This is a genomic window from Methylosarcina fibrata AML-C10 (assembly GCF_000372865.1).
Classification (GTDB): domain Bacteria; phylum Pseudomonadota; class Gammaproteobacteria; order Methylococcales; family Methylomonadaceae; genus Methylosarcina; species Methylosarcina fibrata.
The window spans coordinates 704,412-722,061 of the sequence record NZ_KB889965.1 but is presented as its reverse complement, the minus strand read 5'-3'; the positions used below and the strand labels follow the sequence as shown (position 1 = coordinate 722,061).

The window sequence follows — 17,650 nt, the reverse complement described above, 5'->3', positions numbered from 1 at the left end:
GTCCTGCGAGTGACTTGTGAATTCGAAAATGGCGTTAAGGAAGTCATTGGTGAAGAACAGTTGGAAATGTTGGGTAAATTGAAAAAGATTCGGTTTACTCCACTGGCGGCCGGCTCTGGTAATACCTTTAAAATCATAGCCGGCGTGGTTCTCTTTACGATCGGTGCATTTACCGGGCAAGGATGGCTAATGGCAATAGGCGCCTCTTTGGTAATAGGCGGAGTTGTCGGTATGTTGACGCCACAACCCAAGATCAACACGGGCGACATCGGCAAAAAAGCCGATGGCACATCATACTACTTTGACGGGCCGGTCAATACGGAAATGGAAGGTGTGCCCGTTCCTTTAATTTACGGAAAAAAGGTATTGGTTGGTTCGCATCCGATTTCAGCTTCCTTGACGGTTGAGGAAGTTGCAATTTAACGCCTGAAATTATCGAAACAATTAAGGAATTATGGAAGCAATCGGGCAAGGATGCCCATTTTTTCAAGGTTGAATTATGGCGGCAATCGAATTAGGAACAAACTCTTTCGTTAGCGAATTTGAGCTTTACGAATACACGGTAGTAAGGCTAAATGCCGTTGACTTACTGGGGGATAGTCAATTCAATAATGCCTTGTTTTTGGCTACACGGCTTATCGATCAGCTCGAATTTATCGGGCAACCCACAGACCCGGAACAGCCGTTACAGTGGCCCAGAACAGGCGTTACCAATCGTAACGGGCAACCTATCGCCTCGAACGTCATACCGGGCAAAATCAAAGACGCAAATTGTGAACTTGCCTATTTTCTGTTGAATCACGATATAACCGACCCGGTGCAATATCGACAAATCTACAAATTGAGTTCCGCCCGGGTAGGCGAATCGGAATCCTCTTACCGCACAATGAAAGAAGGTCCTTTACCCGATTATGTCATGAGCTTGCTTAAGCCGTATTTGGTCGAGCAACCCCAATATTCGGCAAAACTGATTCCATGAACGACTTTGAAAATTTGATAGATAACTTCGAACTGAAGTTAAAAGAGTCGTTTTTATCGGCAATTGACTATATCCGGGAAAATTACCCTACAGATACCGCACAATTAAACGGTATAAACAACTTCGACAATTTAACCATAGAGCAACTTGAAGCCCAGTTATTACAGGGTTTTAAAGAAAATTTGACCGCTCTGCATGATGAATCAATCAATTTGCTTTTGTTGACTTTGGGATTGCCGGATTTCGAATATCCGGTTTCACTGAAAATCGAATTCATCAACAACCAACTTCGGGAAATTTCCGCCGAAATCAAAAAGGCGGTTCATTTGGCCGGGCCGAATCCGAAGCGGATACTCGAAACTATCGGCTTATCCCCGAATCAAGCAAGGAGTTTAAGAGCTTACCGGCAAACGCTGGAATCTATAGCGCTAACGCAAGACTATAGCCGACCCAGTATGGACACCCTACCCCCGGAAGTCATCAGAAACCTTTCAGCCAGTCAGCGAAACGTCATAAGAAAGTCAATCGAACGTGGGCTTGATCCCGAAGCAATTGACAGACTTGTAATCAAGCAATACAAGGCTTTATTGGTTCATCGTGCAAACGCCATAGCCCGCAATCTGGCAAGTAAAATTGCCCATACGGCCCAACAATCGGCAATCAATATTGCCGGTAAAGCCGGGCTAATCAATCCCAACAATTACCGCCGTTTCTGGCGAACCGCCCATGATGAACGGGTAAGGCATGCCCATTACCAAACCGAAGTAATGAACAGCAAAGGCGTAAGCATCAATCAGCCATTTCAAACACCATTCGGGCCGTTTATGAATCCGCCACTTGAAATCAATTGCCGTTGCCGTGCAGTGATAAGGAAAGTCCCATGAGCGAGAGTGAAGATTTTATAAGCTTTCAAATAGATCAAGTTATTGATAAAGAATTGATTTCTTTAATGCCAGAACGGCAGCTTTGGTGTGGCGTATTGCTTCAAGCCTTAAGCGATGCAACCGGAAAGCGAACCAAATCAGTCCGAACCCTTAGAAGCTATCAACAGCAAGCAAGGAAATGGTTTTATGAAGGCGGTAGTGATTTTAAAGCCGTATGTTGGTTAGCCGGTCTTGATGCCGATGCAGTGCAAAAGATCGTTATCGATCGATATTTGGCGCATTCAAAGGCAAAGGCTGGAAAACCAAACAAAGGAAAACAAGGGGCCGAATTGATGTCGGCTTGATGGTTGCATTGATGTCGGGTTGATAATGGGAAACCAAATAAAGGAAACAAAGGAAAACAAGGGGTCGAATTGATGTCGGCTTGATGGTCGAATTGATGTCGGGTTGATAATGGGAAACCAAATAAAGGAAACAAAGGAAAACAAGGGGTTTCATTGTTGGTTGCGTCAATGATGGGTAAGCGAACGAGCAAATAGCGGTCCGAAGCTCAAAAAAGAGAACAGAAAGAGAACAGAAAATGGCAAGTGATGATTTTAAACTTCCGGAATTACTGATCGACGGGCAAAAGATTGACGGCCGAACCGCCATAGCCCGCCGGTATCGAGACCAATTGGCCGGCTTGAATTATCAGGTAGGCGGCGACCCGACGACCGCCGAAGCTATGCTTATGCGGCGGGCGGCCACGCTTGCGACACTGTGCGAACGAGACGAATTAAAGATTCTCAACGGCGAAGAAATTGATGAAGGCAATTACAGAGCCAATACCGCGCACCTGAAAGGAATCCTGATCAATCTGGGGACAGTCAAAAAAAGCCGCGATATCACGAAAAGCGATTACCGCACCTTTGATGCACATACGGCGGCGGTTCTGGAATCGGATTAACCTATACGGAAAACCCCTCGAAAATTCCCCCTTCCCTACCCACAAAAATCAAGGCTTTCAGACTGGCAAAAATAATATACGTTTAACACTTGTTTTCCGTATATGTAACAGCTATAATTATAGCCACTAAATAACAGCCGGGGACAAGTCATGAAAAGAGCCGCCTTATACATCCGCGTTTCAACCGATCAGCAAACAACAGAAAACCAACGTTTAGAACTTGAAAAGATTGCCAACAAATCAGGTTGGGAAATCGTGCAGGTTTATGAAGATGCCGGCATTTCGGGTTCTAAAGGCCGCGATAAACGCCCGGCATTGGATAAGATGCTTAAAGCCGCCACACAACGGAAGTTTGATGTCATTATGGCGTGGTCCGTCGACCGCTTAGGCCGAAGCCTGCAAGACTTGGTAGGTATCATGCACGACCTACACAGTGTCGGCGTTGATATGTATTTGCATCAGCAAGCCATCGATACCACAACGCCATCAGGCCGGGCGCTGTTTCAAATGTGCGGCGTCTTTGCCGAATTCGAGCGGTCAATGATTCAAGAGCGCGTTCATGCCGGATTGAGCCGGGCAAGACAACAAGGTAAGCAATTGGGCCGGCCGAAGACTGATACATCGGTAGAACAAGAAATCATCAAACTGCGTTCTGAAGGCATGGGCGTTTTAAAGATAGGCAAAACGCTTGGTATCGGCACAAGCGTTGTTCAGCGAGTAATTAAAGCTGCCGAAGCATAACGATTAATACCGATCGATTCAAACGAAAGCCGCCACTGTGCGGCTTTTTTTGTGCCTGAAGCATTCTCAAGCCCATGGGCGGTAAATTTACTGCAACAATGCTTGCAGGGAACCTGCCCTATTGTTTCTTTATTTGAAACAACGTCTATTGCAATTTTCATGCCGTTTATAAATACATGATTTTATTATTTAAATTCATAGTTAGCATAGTAACAAGCTAGTTATTTTATTGTTTCTTTTTAAGAAACAATACTGCATCCACTCCAGCCCGCAAAGCCCGAAATGATGCGGCTTTAGAGCGGTTCGGCATTGGCGCCGACGGCGGCGGCTTGGTATGCCCGGATATGATGGCAAAGGCATCAAATGATAATCATTATCATTTGTATTATTGATACCCTCTCACCTCTTCAAAACGGCGGCCGGCGGCCGGCCCGAACCGACCAAAAAATTTAAATCAGCTCCACCGCCCCTTTTTATCACCACTAACAAATAAATATGTCATTAATAACGTTATGTGATAAAATATCGCCCCATTGTTAAACATCAAACAAGGAAAATAATGAAAAATCAAAAATATGGAAGACCACCCAAAGGTAAAACATCAATGTCCGGGGCGGAAAGACAGGCCCGCCATCAACGGCGAGTTAAGATCATTGCGGAAGAATTAAATGAAGTCGGTTTAAAACCCGTTACTGTTTTTGTGCCGGAACCCTATATACAGGCATTGCGGGCATTTGAAGCTCAATTTCAGGCGCAACCCAATATAGTTGATGTCACGGTTCACAGTTCAAACTGGCTTTGCCGAATCATCGAAGAATTTATTGAACAGCAAATCGGCATTCATCCAGATTCGGAAGTCGCAAAAATTTTTCATAGCGGCGACTGGATACACAGAGAATCAATTGATTTCGAAGGGGCTGCAATGACTGCAAAACGCCGTATCTATGAATTCGAAAAGGAATTACTGGAAAGGAAAGACGAAGCGGCTTAAGCCGAACGATACATCAAAGGCAAAAAAACCCGGTAGTTTGCAGCTACCGGGGACATGGATAACACAACAGAATGAAAAAATGATGGAGTATATTATACTATGGATTTACATAAAAAGCTTTATTTTTCAACATCTAGCGATTTATTTTCGACAAATGAAGAGTTAGTAAGGATTCCCAAATATTTAAGCGTTAACGATGAATTCATTTTAAATCCGGAATATCACAAAGACGATCCAGACACTGAAGAAGCGTTGCGAATTTTGGACGAAATAGCGTTGCTTGACGACACCCCGGCAACCATTAACCGGCCGGCGCCCGTTCCCCATGCTTCGGCGGACACACCTGAAGAATGGGCTGAAATTGATGCCGTATTTAGTGAAATTGGCATCATGCCGACTGTCCCGGATTCCCCGGCCGCCCAACACGATCAAAAGCAACCGGAAATTATCCCGCCCCCGGCATTGCCTGTTCAGGAACCCGAAGCGGCGCCTGATACGCCCCAAGCCGAACCGGAAACAGATTTTGCTTTGTTGTCGATAGACACCTTATTAAGCCTTCAAAAATCGCATTTTTCAGGTGATTTCACTTATACCAATACCGAGCAATCACTTAACCGAAATATTGCCTTAGAGCTCACAAAACGGGGCATTTCGCCGATCGAACGCGGCTTTCCGAAGTATAACTGGGTTGCATGTAAAACCCCGGCGATTAGCGCCTATATGCTCGATTTACAGATATTTGACTTGCTTTGGTTATGGCATACTCAAAACGGCCACCAAACCGACTCGGCGGCCAATGATGGCCTTTTCGATGGCATCTTTACCAGTGATCAATTCGACTTCGAGAAAGCGCACAAAATCGCCATAGGTCGATATGAAACAAAAACGGGAAAGGTGGGACATTTAACCGCTATCCAAAAGATCAAACATTTACGTTTGCCGGAATGTTGGCAAGAGCAATTAGTCGTCTTACGATCGGGTGCTATCCGGCAGCGGCAGGATGAAGCCAAAAACAAAGCACAGCGCGAACAGGAAAAACTTGATAGGCTGAGGGTGCGAGCAATTGACATCCGGCACAAGTTGGATAAATACGCTAAAACCAATCCCGTTAATACAAAAATTATTGATATGAATGAGTGCGTAAACATTTGGGTTGCCCTTCAGTATTCCGGCGGTAAGATCAGTAATCTTTCTGGAATCATGGCCGCTTATGAAAAACTATCCGGCGATAGCATCGGCAAATCAAAATTAAGGCGGCGCGTTGAACTCTTTAAAAGGGCGTCAATTTTATAAGCGTGTCGGGCAGCGTGTCGGCCTAAAGGCGTTTTCGTGTCGGGCAGAGTGTCGGCCTGAAAGACGCGTGTTTACTTGCTTTGAAGGCAATTTTTGGTGTTTTTTATGACCACTAATTATATAGACTTATATAGATATGTAATTAAAAGAACGGAGAGCAAAAACAGTTCGGCTTCGCCTCACTTCGTTTTTTGCTCTCCGGTGGGTTTAATAATTCCGGAAATTAGAAGAAGTTGCGGGGATGAAGGCTTTTCCCCGTGAAGAAGAAGTTGCGGGGGATGAAGGTTTTTCCCGTGAAGAAGAAGTTGCGGGGGATGAAGGCCTGCCGGGATGCAGAAACGTAGAAACGCAGATCTACAGTCCTGATGAGAATCTCCGGAACCCGTAGGCCTGCCGCCGGCGTCCAATAAGTTGCGGAAAGACTTCTCTTCGCCGCGTCAACTGAGTTTTAACGTAATATGTCAAAAAACGCGATTTAAGACACGAAAACTTCCGTTGTGCGGTAAATCGGTATTACTTTTTCGTTTTCGTTGCTGAAATAGCTTAAAAAAGGGCTTCCTGAAGCTCTAAAACGCATTGTTTGAGTCACGGGTAAATCAATCCGTCAATCGTGCTTGTTTTTTAGATTGTTGGGGGTGGAAAGGCGGCAATGACGCGGTAATCAAAAAACGTGATTTAAGCCATCAGTCAGCCATGTTTTCCCTTACCCGCTACCCTACCATTACTTTTAAGTTTTCGCTTGAGAATGAGCGGTTTTAGGCGTCAAAACGGCGTTAAAAATAGACAAGTTTGACCCCGAAGACAAGTCCGGCCGATTGATGGCTTATTGTTTTTGATTGGGTTAACAAATAGGCTAAGCGGCCCCGTCTGGAGACCGCTTAGCAGGTGGTTTTGTTACAATTTTATTACGCGGCGGTTTTCAGTTTTTCCATTTCAGCTTCCCATTCGGCTTTCATTTTATCGCCATGCCTTGAGGCTGCCGAATCAATATCGATGTCTAAAACTTTCATTTTTGACACCCGACCTCCAACGGTAATTATTTCGTCTTCGTAATCGAAGCAGCCAAAAATATTTTTCTTTTTAGCGATACCCTCGATAACTAACGGCTTACCCCTACTTGTAAACCGATTTGCAAACCAAGCTGCTAAATCTACATCAGTCGTCCAACTCATGCCATATTTTAACTTGTTGGGCGCTGCTCCCGATCCGCCCCTATAAATTTTGACTTCATCCGGTAGCGCCAAAAACCTCTCATACTCTGTCGATGTCATTAAATGCTGCGGATCAGCAAGTTCAAACATTTGAATCCGTTCATTCAATGAAAAATGGATCAACAGACTTCCACCCTTTCCCCTTTGGTGGGTTTCAATCAATACAGACGAAAATACCGGCTTGGGAAGGATAGAATATAGTAGATGTTCACACCATGCCCAACCGCAAAAATCAATCCTTTTGCTGTCGTCAAGTGCACACCAAATCGATAAGGCCGCGTCTTTCTGCTCCTCTACAGATTTCGAGTTATTAAAAATGATTGGCATGTTTTCATGTATGCTTTTGAGCTGGTAGTCATATAGAAAACCGCTGTATCTTTCGATCATATTAATTAAGTGATTAATTTTTTTGTCCACTGTTACCGCTTCAATTTTTGCTGTCGTCATTCAGAATCCTCTTGTGGTTGAAAAGCCCCTCTGCCAAAGGGACGCGGACTATACACCGGACTTTGTGGAACGTCAAAGCGCGTTTTAGCGAATATTCAAAAACGCTTGATCGTCCCCAGCCCACTGAGTAAGCACGATATCCCCTAATTCCGGATGCCGGCCGGCATGAATGACGACTTCAGCCCGGTTTAAAGTCTCAACGTCGATCAATTCGAAATACAGATCAGCCATTTGTTGCAAAGATATTTTTTTCATGATGTAACCTCAATTGATTAAAAAGAAACTAAATGCTACTCAATGGCTTGCAAAAAATCAATTTTTTTATTTTATTTTCAATAACTTACGATAGTTCACCAGTGACTTACTTCATGCCGGTTTAAAAAAATCGATACCAAAATCAAAGCGTTCGATAGTCTCTTTCAGTTCCGAAATGTTATCCGTCCGGCTTCGCGTCCAATACCCGGCGGCAACTTTTGACGTTTTGCCGAACCCGTCAATTTCCCCGGTCTCATGTCCGGTAAGCTGAAAAACCCCTGAAATTTTATTGTTTATCGCATGGGTAACAAACGTATGCCGAAATGAATGAAAACCGCTTAACCGTGCGCCTGGCGTTGTGTCTTTCAGACCGATGCTTGCAACGTAATCGGTAAACCACAATTTCGCATTGACCGATGCCTTACCATAGCGTGGCCGCCATTTTGGAAAAATCAACTTGTGACCGCCGGCTTTGATGCGTTCGACGTAATTTAAAAATCCCAACTCGATTAAGCGGCTATGGATAGGAACAATCCGGCGCGATGATTCGGTTTTAAGACTCTTTTCGACATTTTCGGCGCTTTCCCCTGCATCGTCGAAATTGAAATACCAAATGCCTGTTTTTTCATCCCGCACAATATCGGTTTGCGGGTTAAGTTGGCAAACCTCATTGATTCGGCAGCCGGTATGCAGGCCAATTGCCGGCAGCCAAAAACAATGCTCGGTTTCCGGATCGGCGGCAAAACTCTTCATCGTTGGATGAGTAAATAGCTTTTGAATCTCTTCCCGCGTCATGGCGCGTTGCTTGTTGATGCCTTTGGACCGCTCACCACGGTATACGGCGCCCTGAACGCTAAGGCTTGGGAAGCCTTGATCATGGTAGTGAACCGCCCCCCAATTCAAAAAAATGCTTATCAGTGCCCGGTAAGTGGATTTAAACGTTCCCGCCGAAATACATTCCCCGGTATTGGCCGCGATAATCTCACGTAATGACATACCCTCGTATTTTTTAGCCTTGCCTGCACGCGGTGGCAACCCCTGCACTTCATCAAAAAAAGTGTTGATATGCGCCTGCAAAATGCCATCAATCGGCCGGTCGCCAACAAGCTCAAGAAAGATAGGCAACGTGGCATTAAGCTTCACCAGGGTAGCCTTGTTATTTCGGTCGTAACGCTTCAGGAAGTCTGCAATGACGGCCGACAACAGCGGCGCGGATGATTTAACTTGAACAGGTGGGGCAATGACCGGCGCTACAAGTGCGGCCATCTGTGGTTCGGGTAAAGCTAAATGGTTGAGTGCAAGGGATTTGCCGGTTTTCAGATCGTGCAAAACCGCTTTGTAATGTGCGGCAAGTTTTAATGCCTGATAGGTTGCCTCGAACCGGTTTTCAGTTTTAAGGCTTTTGATGATTTCGCGAGCGTTGATTGATTCGCGAAGTTCGGCGGGAACGCTAAGACGAAAATAAAAGACGTTTTTTCGCCTTACAAGATAAGGAATTTTAGCCATGACAACAGCCCATTTTGTAGCAAGTTTTTGTAGCAAAAACCGCTTTTCTAATGAGGTTATGTTGTCTTTTTTACTTACTTTTCAATAAGTTACTTCTGGCGGAGAGAGAGGGAGTCGAACCCTCGATACGGTAAACCGTATACCGGATTTCGAGTCCGGCGCATTCAGCCTCTCTGCCATCTCTCCTGCATGAGCCGTTTATTGTAACATAGAATTCTGTTCGAAGGACCGGTATCTTTCGGGACGGCCAAAATTAATACCGGGTCTCCCCTGCCCGTCTGCTTTTCAGGACAAGAAAGGCGGTGATAACGAATAGGCGTGAGGTTGCAGTGGGCTCAAAAGTTTCGGAGAGAAAGCGGATATAAAGCTTTGGATGTTTATCGCTTTTAAGCCCACGGTTTAAGATTAGTAATTAAACGGGCCTTGTCAAGTTGACGGCAGACTGTATTTGAACAGTCAATAATAAATAATAGTTTGAAGTAAATATGGGCAGAGACACGAACCGATGCAGTTACTGATTGAGATGCGCATAAGCGTTGCGAATGGGATCTGCAGAAACTCTAATCAATCCGTAAAATGGGGCATCCATTTCCAGCACAAGGAATACGGCGCTGCCAACAGATAGCGCACATACGAAAAGGATCCCTAAAACCGTTGCGTTCCGGGATGCGAACAACCCAAAACTCGCAAATATGATCGTAAGCCAAAACACAAGAATGACCAGAAACGGCATGGGAACCGACGTTTCGCTGCTGGTGAGCATTAGCCATCGGGTTTGCAACAGCGCTTCGGCAAGATCCAATGCGCGGGACTGGAGCGCCCGTTGAGAATCATCGTGCGGCTTCAGGTTGCGGATTGCATCGGCAAGTCCTTCAGCTTCAAGCATTGCTCCCGCACGCGTCGGATCCAGGCTGGCAAGCTTGGTCGAATCCTGCGGCCAGATCTTTTCGATGCGGATCCCAATTATGTGCCGCAAGCCCGTACGTATTTCTTTTGTCTCGGACCCGTAGCGAGCCAATACGCGGTCGAGCGTGAGGACTTGCATGGCGGTTTGCTTCACCGCCGTGTCCACGGCATCAAAGGAACTTTTGGATGAGGCAGTAACCAAGCCGAGCACAAGCGCCGTCATCGTGGCGATGAGCCCGATACCGACCTTCACCGTTTCTTTCGACTCTTCGTCAAGGTGATGTTCCGGCAACACGTTGCGCAGCCACATCCCGAACAAAGCGCCTAAGAACGCGCATGTGAATACGATAAAACCGGTCATAGTGGGATTCATGGCGCCGTACAGATTTTCCCTTGCCGCTAAATAAATTAAAAATTCGCTTACCCTATACTGCTTTCTTTTTTACTGTCAAGCCAGGCAGTGTTGCGCATTTGGGAGGATTCCTATCCCGATCCGTATATTTTCTCATTTTGGGTTGTTACGAAGTTACCATCGGAATGGTCTTGTTTTTAAGAAATACATCTCTACGTCGGTCTGGTTAAAATTATCGGTAATCATGTTGTTTCCGTATGCGTTTGCCTCAGTGATTCTGCTGGAGGGACTGTCCGAATCATCCGCTGTCGTCATCTGGACGACACCGCTGCCGCCATGGTTAATATTACGACGTTCAAGAATAGGGATAGCCGGTTATTTTTTTACATTGTCCGGATGTGTCCTGATTGGCTCCATTATCGTCCCCCCCAGTATTTCGATTATCATACGGTGTTATCCGAAGATGTCCGAGGGGCTGTTACTATTCGGACGACGTTTTTCAATATACCATTGTTCAGCGAAGCATGTTGAATAGATGAAGTCCACGACGCTGACAGAATTAGCTGCCGAAGGAAGCCCATCGTTTGCGGCTGATGGGCCTCACGTCGTTTGGCCCGTCCTATGGCACTACATCAATACGCATTCATCCTTTACGAAATGTTCTTATCTTACAAGAAAGCACGATTGGAGGGGTTGAAGCACGAAGCCCATCCTAACGATGCGATGGGTTTTGTGCCTTGGAACCCTGGGATGCGAGACTGTTGAAGCGTCATTATTTCCAGTCCGCATTCGCCTGTTGCACGACATAAGCGGCAACGTTTTTAATCTGCTCCTCCGACAAGGTTGAGCCAAATGCCGGCATGGGAGGCTTTCCGTTAGTAACCAGTGTAATAATGGCCGCTTCGGAATCCATTTGATTGTTTTTTAGATCGGTCATGCTTAACGTTTTGGCCGGGTTAAGCATATTTTTTCCACCCGAATGACACATGTTACAATTTTTGGCAAAAATTTCCGCACCGGCCGATGCATCGGCCGCTTGGGCATTGCCAGTCAAACCCAAGACAAGCATGCTTGAAACGAATAATATAGATAAGCGTAACATTTTTATTCTCCAGAAAATGATTTGTATTTGATGGACTGCCCACTCATTCTACAATAAAAACAGTCCTGGCGAGTACGCAGTTCACGCTTGCCGCCATTTTTGCGAAGATCGAGCTTGAAGGTATAAATTTCAATTCGGCAACGGACGTCTTGTGGGTGCGCTGCTTTTGTGTTTTGAAAATCGGCGACGCCTCCGGTTGCGCCGGTAGACAATACAGTGTGGTGCTGGTGGCCGTCTTCGCCGTGACTTTTCTGAACGAGCAACCATCGTTTTGGGAATGGATCGGGATTTTTTTGGTAGGTCTCGTCGTCGTAATTTTAGCTGTCCGGAAATGACCCGAGAATTCATCATCCAAACGGGATATAAAACATGAAACCCATTCTGCAATCCATCGAATTCGTTACCCGCCTGATCCATCATTACTTTATTTGGATCATTCTTGCGTCTTATTTTGTGGCCGCTTGGCTGCCGGGATTCGGTCTATGGGTTCGTGAAGTCGAATTGGGCAGCCTGGTTGTACTACGGAACAAAATAGACCTTTCGTTACCGCCCCTGTTGCTCTCGTTATTGCTGTTCAATGCCGGTTTAGGCGTGAAACCTAAAGAACTCGCCCGCGTAGCGCACAAACCGCAGATCCTGTTAAGCGGTTTATTGGGTAATCTCGTCACTCCTCTCGGCTTTATTATAGGCGCCAGCTTCGTGATGGCGCTTTGGCATAATCCGGAAGAGGTTCAGCACATTCTCGTTGGTCTGGCGTTGGTCGCCTCCATGCCTATTGCGGGGGCATCCACCGCATGGGCGCAGAACGCCGACGGCAATCTTGCCTTGAGCTTGGGTTTGGTGCTGTTCACCACTTTCTTAAGTCCTCTATTGACTCCACTGGTCCTGCATGCGGTTGGATTTGTAACCACAGGCGACTATTCCGAGGATTTACATGAAGTGGCTTCCGACGGGGTGGTGAGCTTTTTGGGGATTTGGGTCATTATGCCTTCATTGTGCGGCATGCTGGCGCATCATTTGATCGGAGAAGAGCGAATCGCTGCCGTTAAACCCCACATCAAGCTCGTCAATTACGGGGTCTTGCTTTTACTCAATTACTCCAATGCGTCCTTGAGTCTGCCCAAAGCGATGTCCGAGCCCGATCTCGACTTTCTGGGACTTCTATTGGTGATTGTGGTTGCGCTCTGTATCATGGCTTTTGCGACCGGTTATCTGATCGCTCGACTCTTTCACACCAACCGGCAGGACATGGCCGCGCTCATGTTCGGCTTGGGCATGAACAACAACGGCACCGGGCTGGTGCTGGTTTCAGTCGCCCTGGCCGATCATCCGGAAGTTATGCTGCCCATTATTTTTTATAACCTCGTCCAGCATTTGATGGCTTCGCTTGTTGACTTTACGGTGTTTCAGAAGGGTACCGGACTGTATAAAACGGCTTAGTTGGAGTCTGTATTGGAAAACTCCAAACGATGGACAAGCAACCAAGAGTGCTTCTTAACACAGGTCATTAAAGCATGCAGCCGACGAAATTGTTTGTACGCCTCTTCGTTAAGTCAACGGTGTGGCTGGCCATCATGGTTTTCTTGCTCTTCTTCCCCGCAGGCAATTGGCATTGGGTACAGGCATGGGCTTTTCTCGCGATCTTTGCCGGCGGCTCCATTGCTTTCAGCGCCTGGCTATGGCACCGCGATCCCGATTTGCTGGCAGCCCGGCTGGGGCCTCTGCTGCAACGCGGCCAGCCGCTGTGGGACAGAATTTTTCTGGTTGCATTCGTATTCCTATGGTGTGGCTGGCTGGTGCTCATGGCGCTGGACGCGCAAGCCTGGCATACGTCCGACATGCCGCCCTTGCTCAATATGATAGGCGGCCTGTTGGTCATCGCCGGGTTCACGGCAACGCTGTTGGTGTTCCGTGAAAACAGTTTCGCTGCGCCTGTAATCCGCGTGCAGATTGAGCGCAAACAGCGCGTGATCGACACCGGTCCTTATGCGCTGGTGCGCCATCCGATGTATTCGGCGGCATTGCTCTATATCGTCGGAATGCCGTTACTGCTGGGATCGTGGTACGGGTTTTTGTTCGCACCGGTCATGATTGCCGGCATAGCGCAGCGTGCAGTGTTCGAGGAACGCCTGCTCAAGCGCGATCTGCCCGGCTATGGCGATTATTTGACGCGCGTGCGCTACCGGCTTGTTCCCGGCGTATGGTGACTCTAAGCGCCGTTTTAGGCGACAACACGTACGGCACGATAAAATTAGGCTCGACCGCCTCTCGGCGTGTTTCTATGCAAAAATACTCTTTGCTGAACCTATTGTTCGGGACTTTTCCATTATGAAAACACAGTATTTAAATCTTATTCGGACGTTGTGGGCTGTTTTGATGTTTGCCGATTTGATGCTATTGATTGGCCACGAAGTTAAGCTTTATCTTCCGGACGTTGAACTCTGGATCGAGCATATGGGATTTTTTGCGCCGCTGGGGTTTATTTTCTTATTTGCGATTTTGTCCCCGGCTTTTGTTTCAATCGACGCACTCTGTTTTGCCGCCGGCGTTTTATTTCCTTTAATTACCGGCGAATTGGTAGTATTGATCTCGACTTTTCTTTCGGCCGCCATCATGTTCTACCTGGGTCGGAATTTTTTACGCAAATGGGTCCTGAGATGGATCGCCGGAAATAAGCGTTTTACGACCTTGAACAGACTCTTAACCGGCAAAAACGAGTTCAAATTAATGTTTCTGCTGCACTTAACGCCGCTGCCCTTTGCCCTGCTTAATTATGCCTTGTCCGTTACGAAGGTCTCATTCCGGCCCTATCTGGCCGCGACCAGCGGCATTTTAATCTACAACGGCAGTCTGGTTTATTTTGGCTACGCGACCAAACATTTGACCGGTTTAATAATAAGGTCGGAGCAAACCGGTTTTGCTCCTTATTCAGCGCTGGTCATCGGTTTATTCGTTTTGATTGTCACGTTGATCTACATAATTAAAATCGCCGGCAACGCTTTAAAAGAAATGAACATGGATAATTTCAGCGAATAGCTTTGCATGATGGAAGCTTGCTCTTTCGGTCCTTTTTTCCATTCGACTCGCTCCCTTCGAGGCTCACTCAACGAATAGCCCACGGGTTCGGCTGGAGCCCTGCGGAAACGCGGCCCCATATAAGGGCTTGGGCACGAGGAAGGTGTTTCCGAACGGCAAACCCTTTCCGGACACCTGGATCGATATGATTGAAATTCATACCGGGTCGCCCTCCCCGCCTGCTTTCCGGTTGCCCAAAGCACCTCCCGGCAAACATCTGCCGTTCCATGAGACTCCGGCTACTTTTCCATCGTTTTGATAAACGCATTGGCTTCATTGATGGATTTTTCCATGGCGGCGATCAAATTGGAAACATCCGATTTGATCGAGCCCAGTTCGGTTTTCAGGGAAGCGATGGCCTGGGCGTTGAGATTATGCTTCAAGAACATCACCTGGTCCTTGAAAACCGTCAGAATGGGTTGGATTTTCGATTCGGCGCTTTTCATGGCCGTAATCAATTGCCGATACTGAATTTTGGTTTCCTTGAGCTTGGTTTGGCTGCTGCGCTTGAGCGAGGCGCTGCTGTACTGCGTGATTTCATTCTCCCATTCGCTGAACAAGGCTTCCGAGACGTCCTCGATGTCCCGGATGCGCTGCCTGACCTCCTCCGCCTTGCCGGCACTGGCCTCATACTCGCCATTGAGCTTATTGTAAGTGGTTTCCAGATCGCCGCCCTGAAAACCGGTCAGCGCCGTGAACTGCTCCAGGGCGGATTTGAATTGTTCTTTCGTCTCTTCCTGCGTATCCCGCGCTTTTTCCACCCGGTAGACCATGACTTCCCGCTTGGGAATTCCTATTTTTTCCAGTCCGCTGTAATACATGCTGGAACAGGCGCTCAGGCTGAAGGCCAGGGACAAAAAGATTATTTTTATATGGTTCATTGATCTCTCCGTGGGCAGTTTGCAGGCATTATAGGATAAACCGCCGCATTGAACCTACCGGCAACGCGCGCCATTCTTTGACGACGCGTCCGCAAGAGATCGTTCCGTGCTGGCATATTAGGGGCAAGGACATTATTATCTACCATGGCGGAGTTTGTTTATGAAATATTCGCCTGTTATTTTTGTCTCTTTCTTAAATCATTTCCCGTTATGAAAAGAGAAGCCGTTACGCGGCAAAAACCGAAAACCGTGTGATTTTCGCAGCACGGGTGCCGGGAGGAAATCAATGGCGTTAAAATCAACAAGAGATGACACGGCATGAAGAATGCGGCGATTCTTCCAGCAAGAGCCGCTGTCCGCCGGCGCGGGCTGGGCGTCTTTTCATGCAAAACAATTTTTCTTCTGGGCGCTTGTTTTTTAGGCGCTAGCCGGGCTCTGACGGCAGCAGCCGACGCCCAGTCACCATGCCTTGATCCGCACATTGTGTTGACTAAAAAACATCCGGATTTTTCGCTCGACTCCGACGAGGTGAACACCTCGTACACGGTCTGCGACGGCTCGGGCGACTGCCAGACGGTGCCTTTCGTCAACGACGGCGTCAACAGCCTGATCATTCAGGGCAGCAGCGGCAAGAATGTCATCTACGGCACCCGCGGCCCCGATACGATCTGCGCCGGGAACGGCAACGACGTGGTCGATGCCGGAGAAGGCGACGACGTCGTCTACGGCAACAACGGCAAGGACGTGTTGTACGGCGGTTACGGCAACGACGAGATCTTCGGCGGCAACGGCAAGGACGTCGTCTACGGCTTTGACGATGATGCCACCGACGATCCCGATCTGCCGGACGATGCCGACGACGACGTTCTGCAAGGCGAGAACGGCAACGACGTAATGACCGGAGGTCCCGGCCATGACACGCTGGCGGGCGGCAACGGCAAGGACGATCTGCACGGCGACGACGGCAACGACTCTCTGAGCGGAGGCAACGGCAAGGACACCCTCAACGGCGACGACGGCGACGACACCCTGAGCGGCGGCAACGGCAAGGATAACCTCAACGGCGGCAACGGCAACGATGCGATATACGGCGGCAAAGGCGCCGACTTTTGCGAGGACTCCGGCAACAGCGACGGCACGGACGACTGCATCAGTTATCCGGCGGGCATTTATGCCATCGACACCGTCGTCGATAAACCTTTTGTCGACGGGGTTCTCGTTCGCCTGTACTGGAGCGAAATCGAAAAAGCCGAAGGTGTTTACGATTTTTCAAGGCTCGCCAGAGTCATCCGGCAAGCGGAATCCTTGAACCAGAGCGTTTCCATTGCCGTTATGGCCATGGCCGAGCCAGCCTGGCTGCTCAATAAAACGGAAACCTTCTTCCATCCTCAGTTCGGGATGACCAGCCTACCCTGGGATGCCACGCTGCTGGCCGCTCTTGAAAAACTCGCCAATGCCGCCGGCACCTATTCAATAAATGGCGTCGAATTAAAAAATCATCCGGCCGTGAAGCAAATCGACGCATCGATCGGCGGCATTCAATCCATTCGGCTAACCCAACTGCCGCCCGGATACGATGCCCCCACGTTTATCAATGCGGTCTATGCTTCGGTCGGTTATTGGGCGAACGCCTTTCCCGGCAAGTTTCTCTACGCCGGCTTATTCGGCATTTCGGACGGAGCCACCGGCCCGACCACGGCCGAGGCGTTAAGGGACGGACTTCTGTCCCGCTTTAACGGCGCCGGTACGCCGCGCATCAACTTCTTTCAGGAAGTGTTGACCGGAAACGCGCCAACGCTCAATTCGGATCTGGCCAATATCCTGGCGGGCGTCAAAAATGAAACCCGCATTCTGTTCCAGGCCTGCGGCGAATGGTCGAACCAGTCCGCCTGGCCGTGGTGCCACTGGCTCGCCAACGATTCTCCGGGCGCCGGCTTGAGTTATGGATTCACTAATTTCAACAGCACCTATTTCGAATTTTATCCGGCCGACCTGTTGAACGATGCCAATGCCGGCCAATTCGAACAATGGCACGAAACGTTGCAGCAGTATCTCCCGTGATGGATTCCGACCGTTCCCGA

18 protein-coding genes and 1 tRNA gene are annotated in these 17,650 nt (G+C 48.1%); 12 read left to right on the top strand and 7 right to left on the bottom strand.

Annotated elements, in window-relative coordinates; translation table 11 throughout:
• The first annotated feature begins 9 nt into the window (after positions 1 to 9).
• The 8 genes from A3OW_RS23960 to A3OW_RS0103630 all read left to right on the top strand — a co-directional run bounded on the left by A3OW_RS23960 (position 10) and on the right by A3OW_RS0103630 (position 5,834).
• Positions 10 to 423 carry a tail assembly protein gene (locus A3OW_RS23960; RefSeq protein ID WP_020562071.1) on the top strand — a complete coding sequence of 138 codons (414 nt, stop codon included), beginning with the start codon at positions 10 to 12 and terminating at the stop codon, positions 421 to 423.
• Between the two features lie 76 nt (positions 424 to 499).
• A complete protein-coding gene (locus A3OW_RS0103660) occupies positions 500 to 979 on the top strand; it encodes a DnaT-like ssDNA-binding protein (RefSeq protein WP_020562070.1) in 480 nt (159 codons plus the stop codon).
• Complete coding sequence (locus A3OW_RS0103655; RefSeq protein ID WP_020562069.1) at positions 976 to 1,863, top strand: phage minor head protein; 888 nt, start codon at positions 976 to 978, stop codon at positions 1,861 to 1,863. The genes A3OW_RS0103660 and A3OW_RS0103655 overlap by 4 nt, the downstream gene beginning before the upstream one ends.
• Complete coding sequence (locus A3OW_RS0103650; RefSeq protein ID WP_020562068.1) at positions 1,860 to 2,207, top strand: hypothetical protein; 348 nt, start codon at positions 1,860 to 1,862, stop codon at positions 2,205 to 2,207. Before A3OW_RS0103655 ends, A3OW_RS0103650 begins: the two co-directional genes overlap by 4 nt.
• A 236-nt stretch (positions 2,208 to 2,443) precedes the next feature.
• Positions 2,444 to 2,809, top strand: a complete 366-nt coding sequence (locus A3OW_RS0103645) for a hypothetical protein (RefSeq protein ID WP_020562067.1) — start codon at positions 2,444 to 2,446, stop codon at positions 2,807 to 2,809.
• A gap of 150 nt (positions 2,810 to 2,959) precedes the next feature.
• Positions 2,960 to 3,550 carry a recombinase family protein gene (locus A3OW_RS0103640; protein WP_020562066.1) on the top strand — a complete coding sequence of 197 codons (591 nt, stop codon included), beginning with the start codon at positions 2,960 to 2,962 and terminating at the stop codon, positions 3,548 to 3,550.
• A gap of 559 nt (positions 3,551 to 4,109) precedes the next feature.
• Positions 4,110 to 4,541 (top strand): hypothetical protein, encoded by a 432-nt coding sequence (locus tag A3OW_RS0103635; protein WP_157385782.1) that lies wholly within the window; start codon positions 4,110 to 4,112, stop codon positions 4,539 to 4,541.
• 99 nt (positions 4,542 to 4,640) lie between these two features.
• Complete coding sequence (locus A3OW_RS0103630) at positions 4,641 to 5,834, top strand: hypothetical protein (protein ID WP_020562064.1); 1,194 nt, start codon at positions 4,641 to 4,643, stop codon at positions 5,832 to 5,834.
• 905 nt (positions 5,835 to 6,739) lie between these two features.
• Here the strand turns inward: A3OW_RS0103630 and A3OW_RS0103620 are convergent.
• The 6 genes from A3OW_RS0103620 to A3OW_RS0103595 all read right to left on the bottom strand — a co-directional run bounded on the left by A3OW_RS0103620 (position 6,740) and on the right by A3OW_RS0103595 (position 11,613).
• Positions 6,740 to 7,492, bottom strand: coding sequence for a hypothetical protein (locus A3OW_RS0103620; RefSeq protein ID WP_020562062.1), 753 nt, complete (start codon positions 7,490 to 7,492; stop codon positions 6,740 to 6,742).
• Positions 7,493 to 7,576: 84 nt separating this feature from the next.
• A complete protein-coding gene (locus A3OW_RS27605; protein WP_020562061.1) occupies positions 7,577 to 7,747 on the bottom strand; it encodes a hypothetical protein in 171 nt (56 codons plus the stop codon).
• Between the two features lie 111 nt (positions 7,748 to 7,858).
• The gene (locus A3OW_RS23955) at positions 7,859 to 9,253 is read right to left on the bottom strand and encodes a site-specific integrase (RefSeq protein WP_020562060.1); all 1,395 of its coding nucleotides are present in this window, start codon (positions 9,251 to 9,253) and stop codon (positions 7,859 to 7,861) included.
• A gap of 96 nt (positions 9,254 to 9,349) precedes the next feature.
• Positions 9,350 to 9,439, bottom strand: a tRNA-Ser gene (locus tag A3OW_RS0103605).
• Between the two features lie 325 nt (positions 9,440 to 9,764).
• Positions 9,765 to 10,520, bottom strand: a complete 756-nt coding sequence (locus A3OW_RS0103600; RefSeq protein WP_157385781.1) for a bestrophin-like domain — start codon at positions 10,518 to 10,520, stop codon at positions 9,765 to 9,767.
• 763 nt (positions 10,521 to 11,283) lie between these two features.
• Complete coding sequence (locus A3OW_RS0103595; RefSeq protein WP_051091789.1) at positions 11,284 to 11,613, bottom strand: c-type cytochrome; 330 nt, start codon at positions 11,611 to 11,613, stop codon at positions 11,284 to 11,286.
• Positions 11,614 to 11,982: 369 nt separating this feature from the next.
• Between A3OW_RS0103595 and A3OW_RS0103585 the strand changes: the two genes are divergently transcribed.
• The 3 genes from A3OW_RS0103585 to A3OW_RS0103575 all read left to right on the top strand — a co-directional run bounded on the left by A3OW_RS0103585 (position 11,983) and on the right by A3OW_RS0103575 (position 14,649).
• A complete protein-coding gene (locus A3OW_RS0103585; RefSeq protein ID WP_020562056.1) occupies positions 11,983 to 13,053 on the top strand; it encodes a bile acid:sodium symporter family protein in 1,071 nt (356 codons plus the stop codon).
• A gap of 74 nt (positions 13,054 to 13,127) precedes the next feature.
• Positions 13,128 to 13,820: a methyltransferase family protein gene (locus A3OW_RS0103580; RefSeq protein ID WP_020562055.1), complete on the top strand. Its 693-nt coding sequence runs from the start codon at positions 13,128 to 13,130 to the stop codon at positions 13,818 to 13,820.
• Positions 13,801 to 14,649: a TVP38/TMEM64 family protein gene (locus tag A3OW_RS0103575; protein ID WP_232422324.1), complete on the top strand. Its 849-nt coding sequence runs from the start codon at positions 13,801 to 13,803 to the stop codon at positions 14,647 to 14,649. The genes A3OW_RS0103580 and A3OW_RS0103575 overlap by 20 nt, the downstream gene beginning before the upstream one ends.
• Positions 14,650 to 14,927: 278 nt before the next feature.
• Here the strand turns inward: A3OW_RS0103575 and A3OW_RS0103570 are convergent, their stop codons facing one another.
• A complete protein-coding gene (locus A3OW_RS0103570) occupies positions 14,928 to 15,569 on the bottom strand; it encodes a DUF2959 domain-containing protein (RefSeq protein WP_020562053.1) in 642 nt (213 codons plus the stop codon).
• Between the two features lie 483 nt (positions 15,570 to 16,052).
• Between A3OW_RS0103570 and A3OW_RS26225 the strand changes: the two genes are divergently transcribed.
• A complete protein-coding gene (locus A3OW_RS26225; RefSeq protein WP_020562051.1) occupies positions 16,053 to 17,630 on the top strand; it encodes a calcium-binding protein in 1,578 nt (525 codons plus the stop codon).
• The last annotated feature ends 20 nt before the right edge of the window (positions 17,631 to 17,650 follow it).

Coding starts and splice junctions, on each gene's coding strand:
- A3OW_RS0103660 (WP_020562070.1), top strand. CDS start 500: ATGGCGGCAATCGAATTAGGAACAAACTCTTTCGTTAGCGAATTTGAG.
- A3OW_RS0103655 (WP_020562069.1), top strand. CDS start 976: ATGAACGACTTTGAAAATTTGATAGATAACTTCGAACTGAAGTTAAAA.
- A3OW_RS0103650 (WP_020562068.1), top strand. CDS start 1,860: ATGAGCGAGAGTGAAGATTTTATAAGCTTTCAAATAGATCAAGTTATT.
- A3OW_RS0103645 (WP_020562067.1), top strand. CDS start 2,444: ATGGCAAGTGATGATTTTAAACTTCCGGAATTACTGATCGACGGGCAA.
- A3OW_RS0103640 (WP_020562066.1), top strand. CDS start 2,960: ATGAAAAGAGCCGCCTTATACATCCGCGTTTCAACCGATCAGCAAACA.
- A3OW_RS0103635 (WP_157385782.1), top strand. CDS start 4,110: ATGAAAAATCAAAAATATGGAAGACCACCCAAAGGTAAAACATCAATG.
- A3OW_RS0103630 (WP_020562064.1), top strand. CDS start 4,641: ATGGATTTACATAAAAAGCTTTATTTTTCAACATCTAGCGATTTATTT.
- A3OW_RS0103620 (WP_020562062.1), bottom strand. CDS start 7,492: ATGACGACAGCAAAAATTGAAGCGGTAACAGTGGACAAAAAAATTAAT.
- A3OW_RS27605 (WP_020562061.1), bottom strand. CDS start 7,747: ATGAAAAAAATATCTTTGCAACAAATGGCTGATCTGTATTTCGAATTG.
- A3OW_RS23955 (WP_020562060.1), bottom strand. CDS start 9,253: ATGGCTAAAATTCCTTATCTTGTAAGGCGAAAAAACGTCTTTTATTTT.
- A3OW_RS0103600 (WP_157385781.1), bottom strand. CDS start 10,520: ATGACCGGTTTTATCGTATTCACATGCGCGTTCTTAGGCGCTTTGTTC.
- A3OW_RS0103595 (WP_051091789.1), bottom strand. CDS start 11,613: ATGTTACGCTTATCTATATTATTCGTTTCAAGCATGCTTGTCTTGGGT.
- A3OW_RS0103585 (WP_020562056.1), top strand. CDS start 11,983: ATGAAACCCATTCTGCAATCCATCGAATTCGTTACCCGCCTGATCCAT.
- A3OW_RS0103580 (WP_020562055.1), top strand. CDS start 13,128: ATGCAGCCGACGAAATTGTTTGTACGCCTCTTCGTTAAGTCAACGGTG.
- A3OW_RS0103570 (WP_020562053.1), bottom strand. CDS start 15,569: ATGAACCATATAAAAATAATCTTTTTGTCCCTGGCCTTCAGCCTGAGC.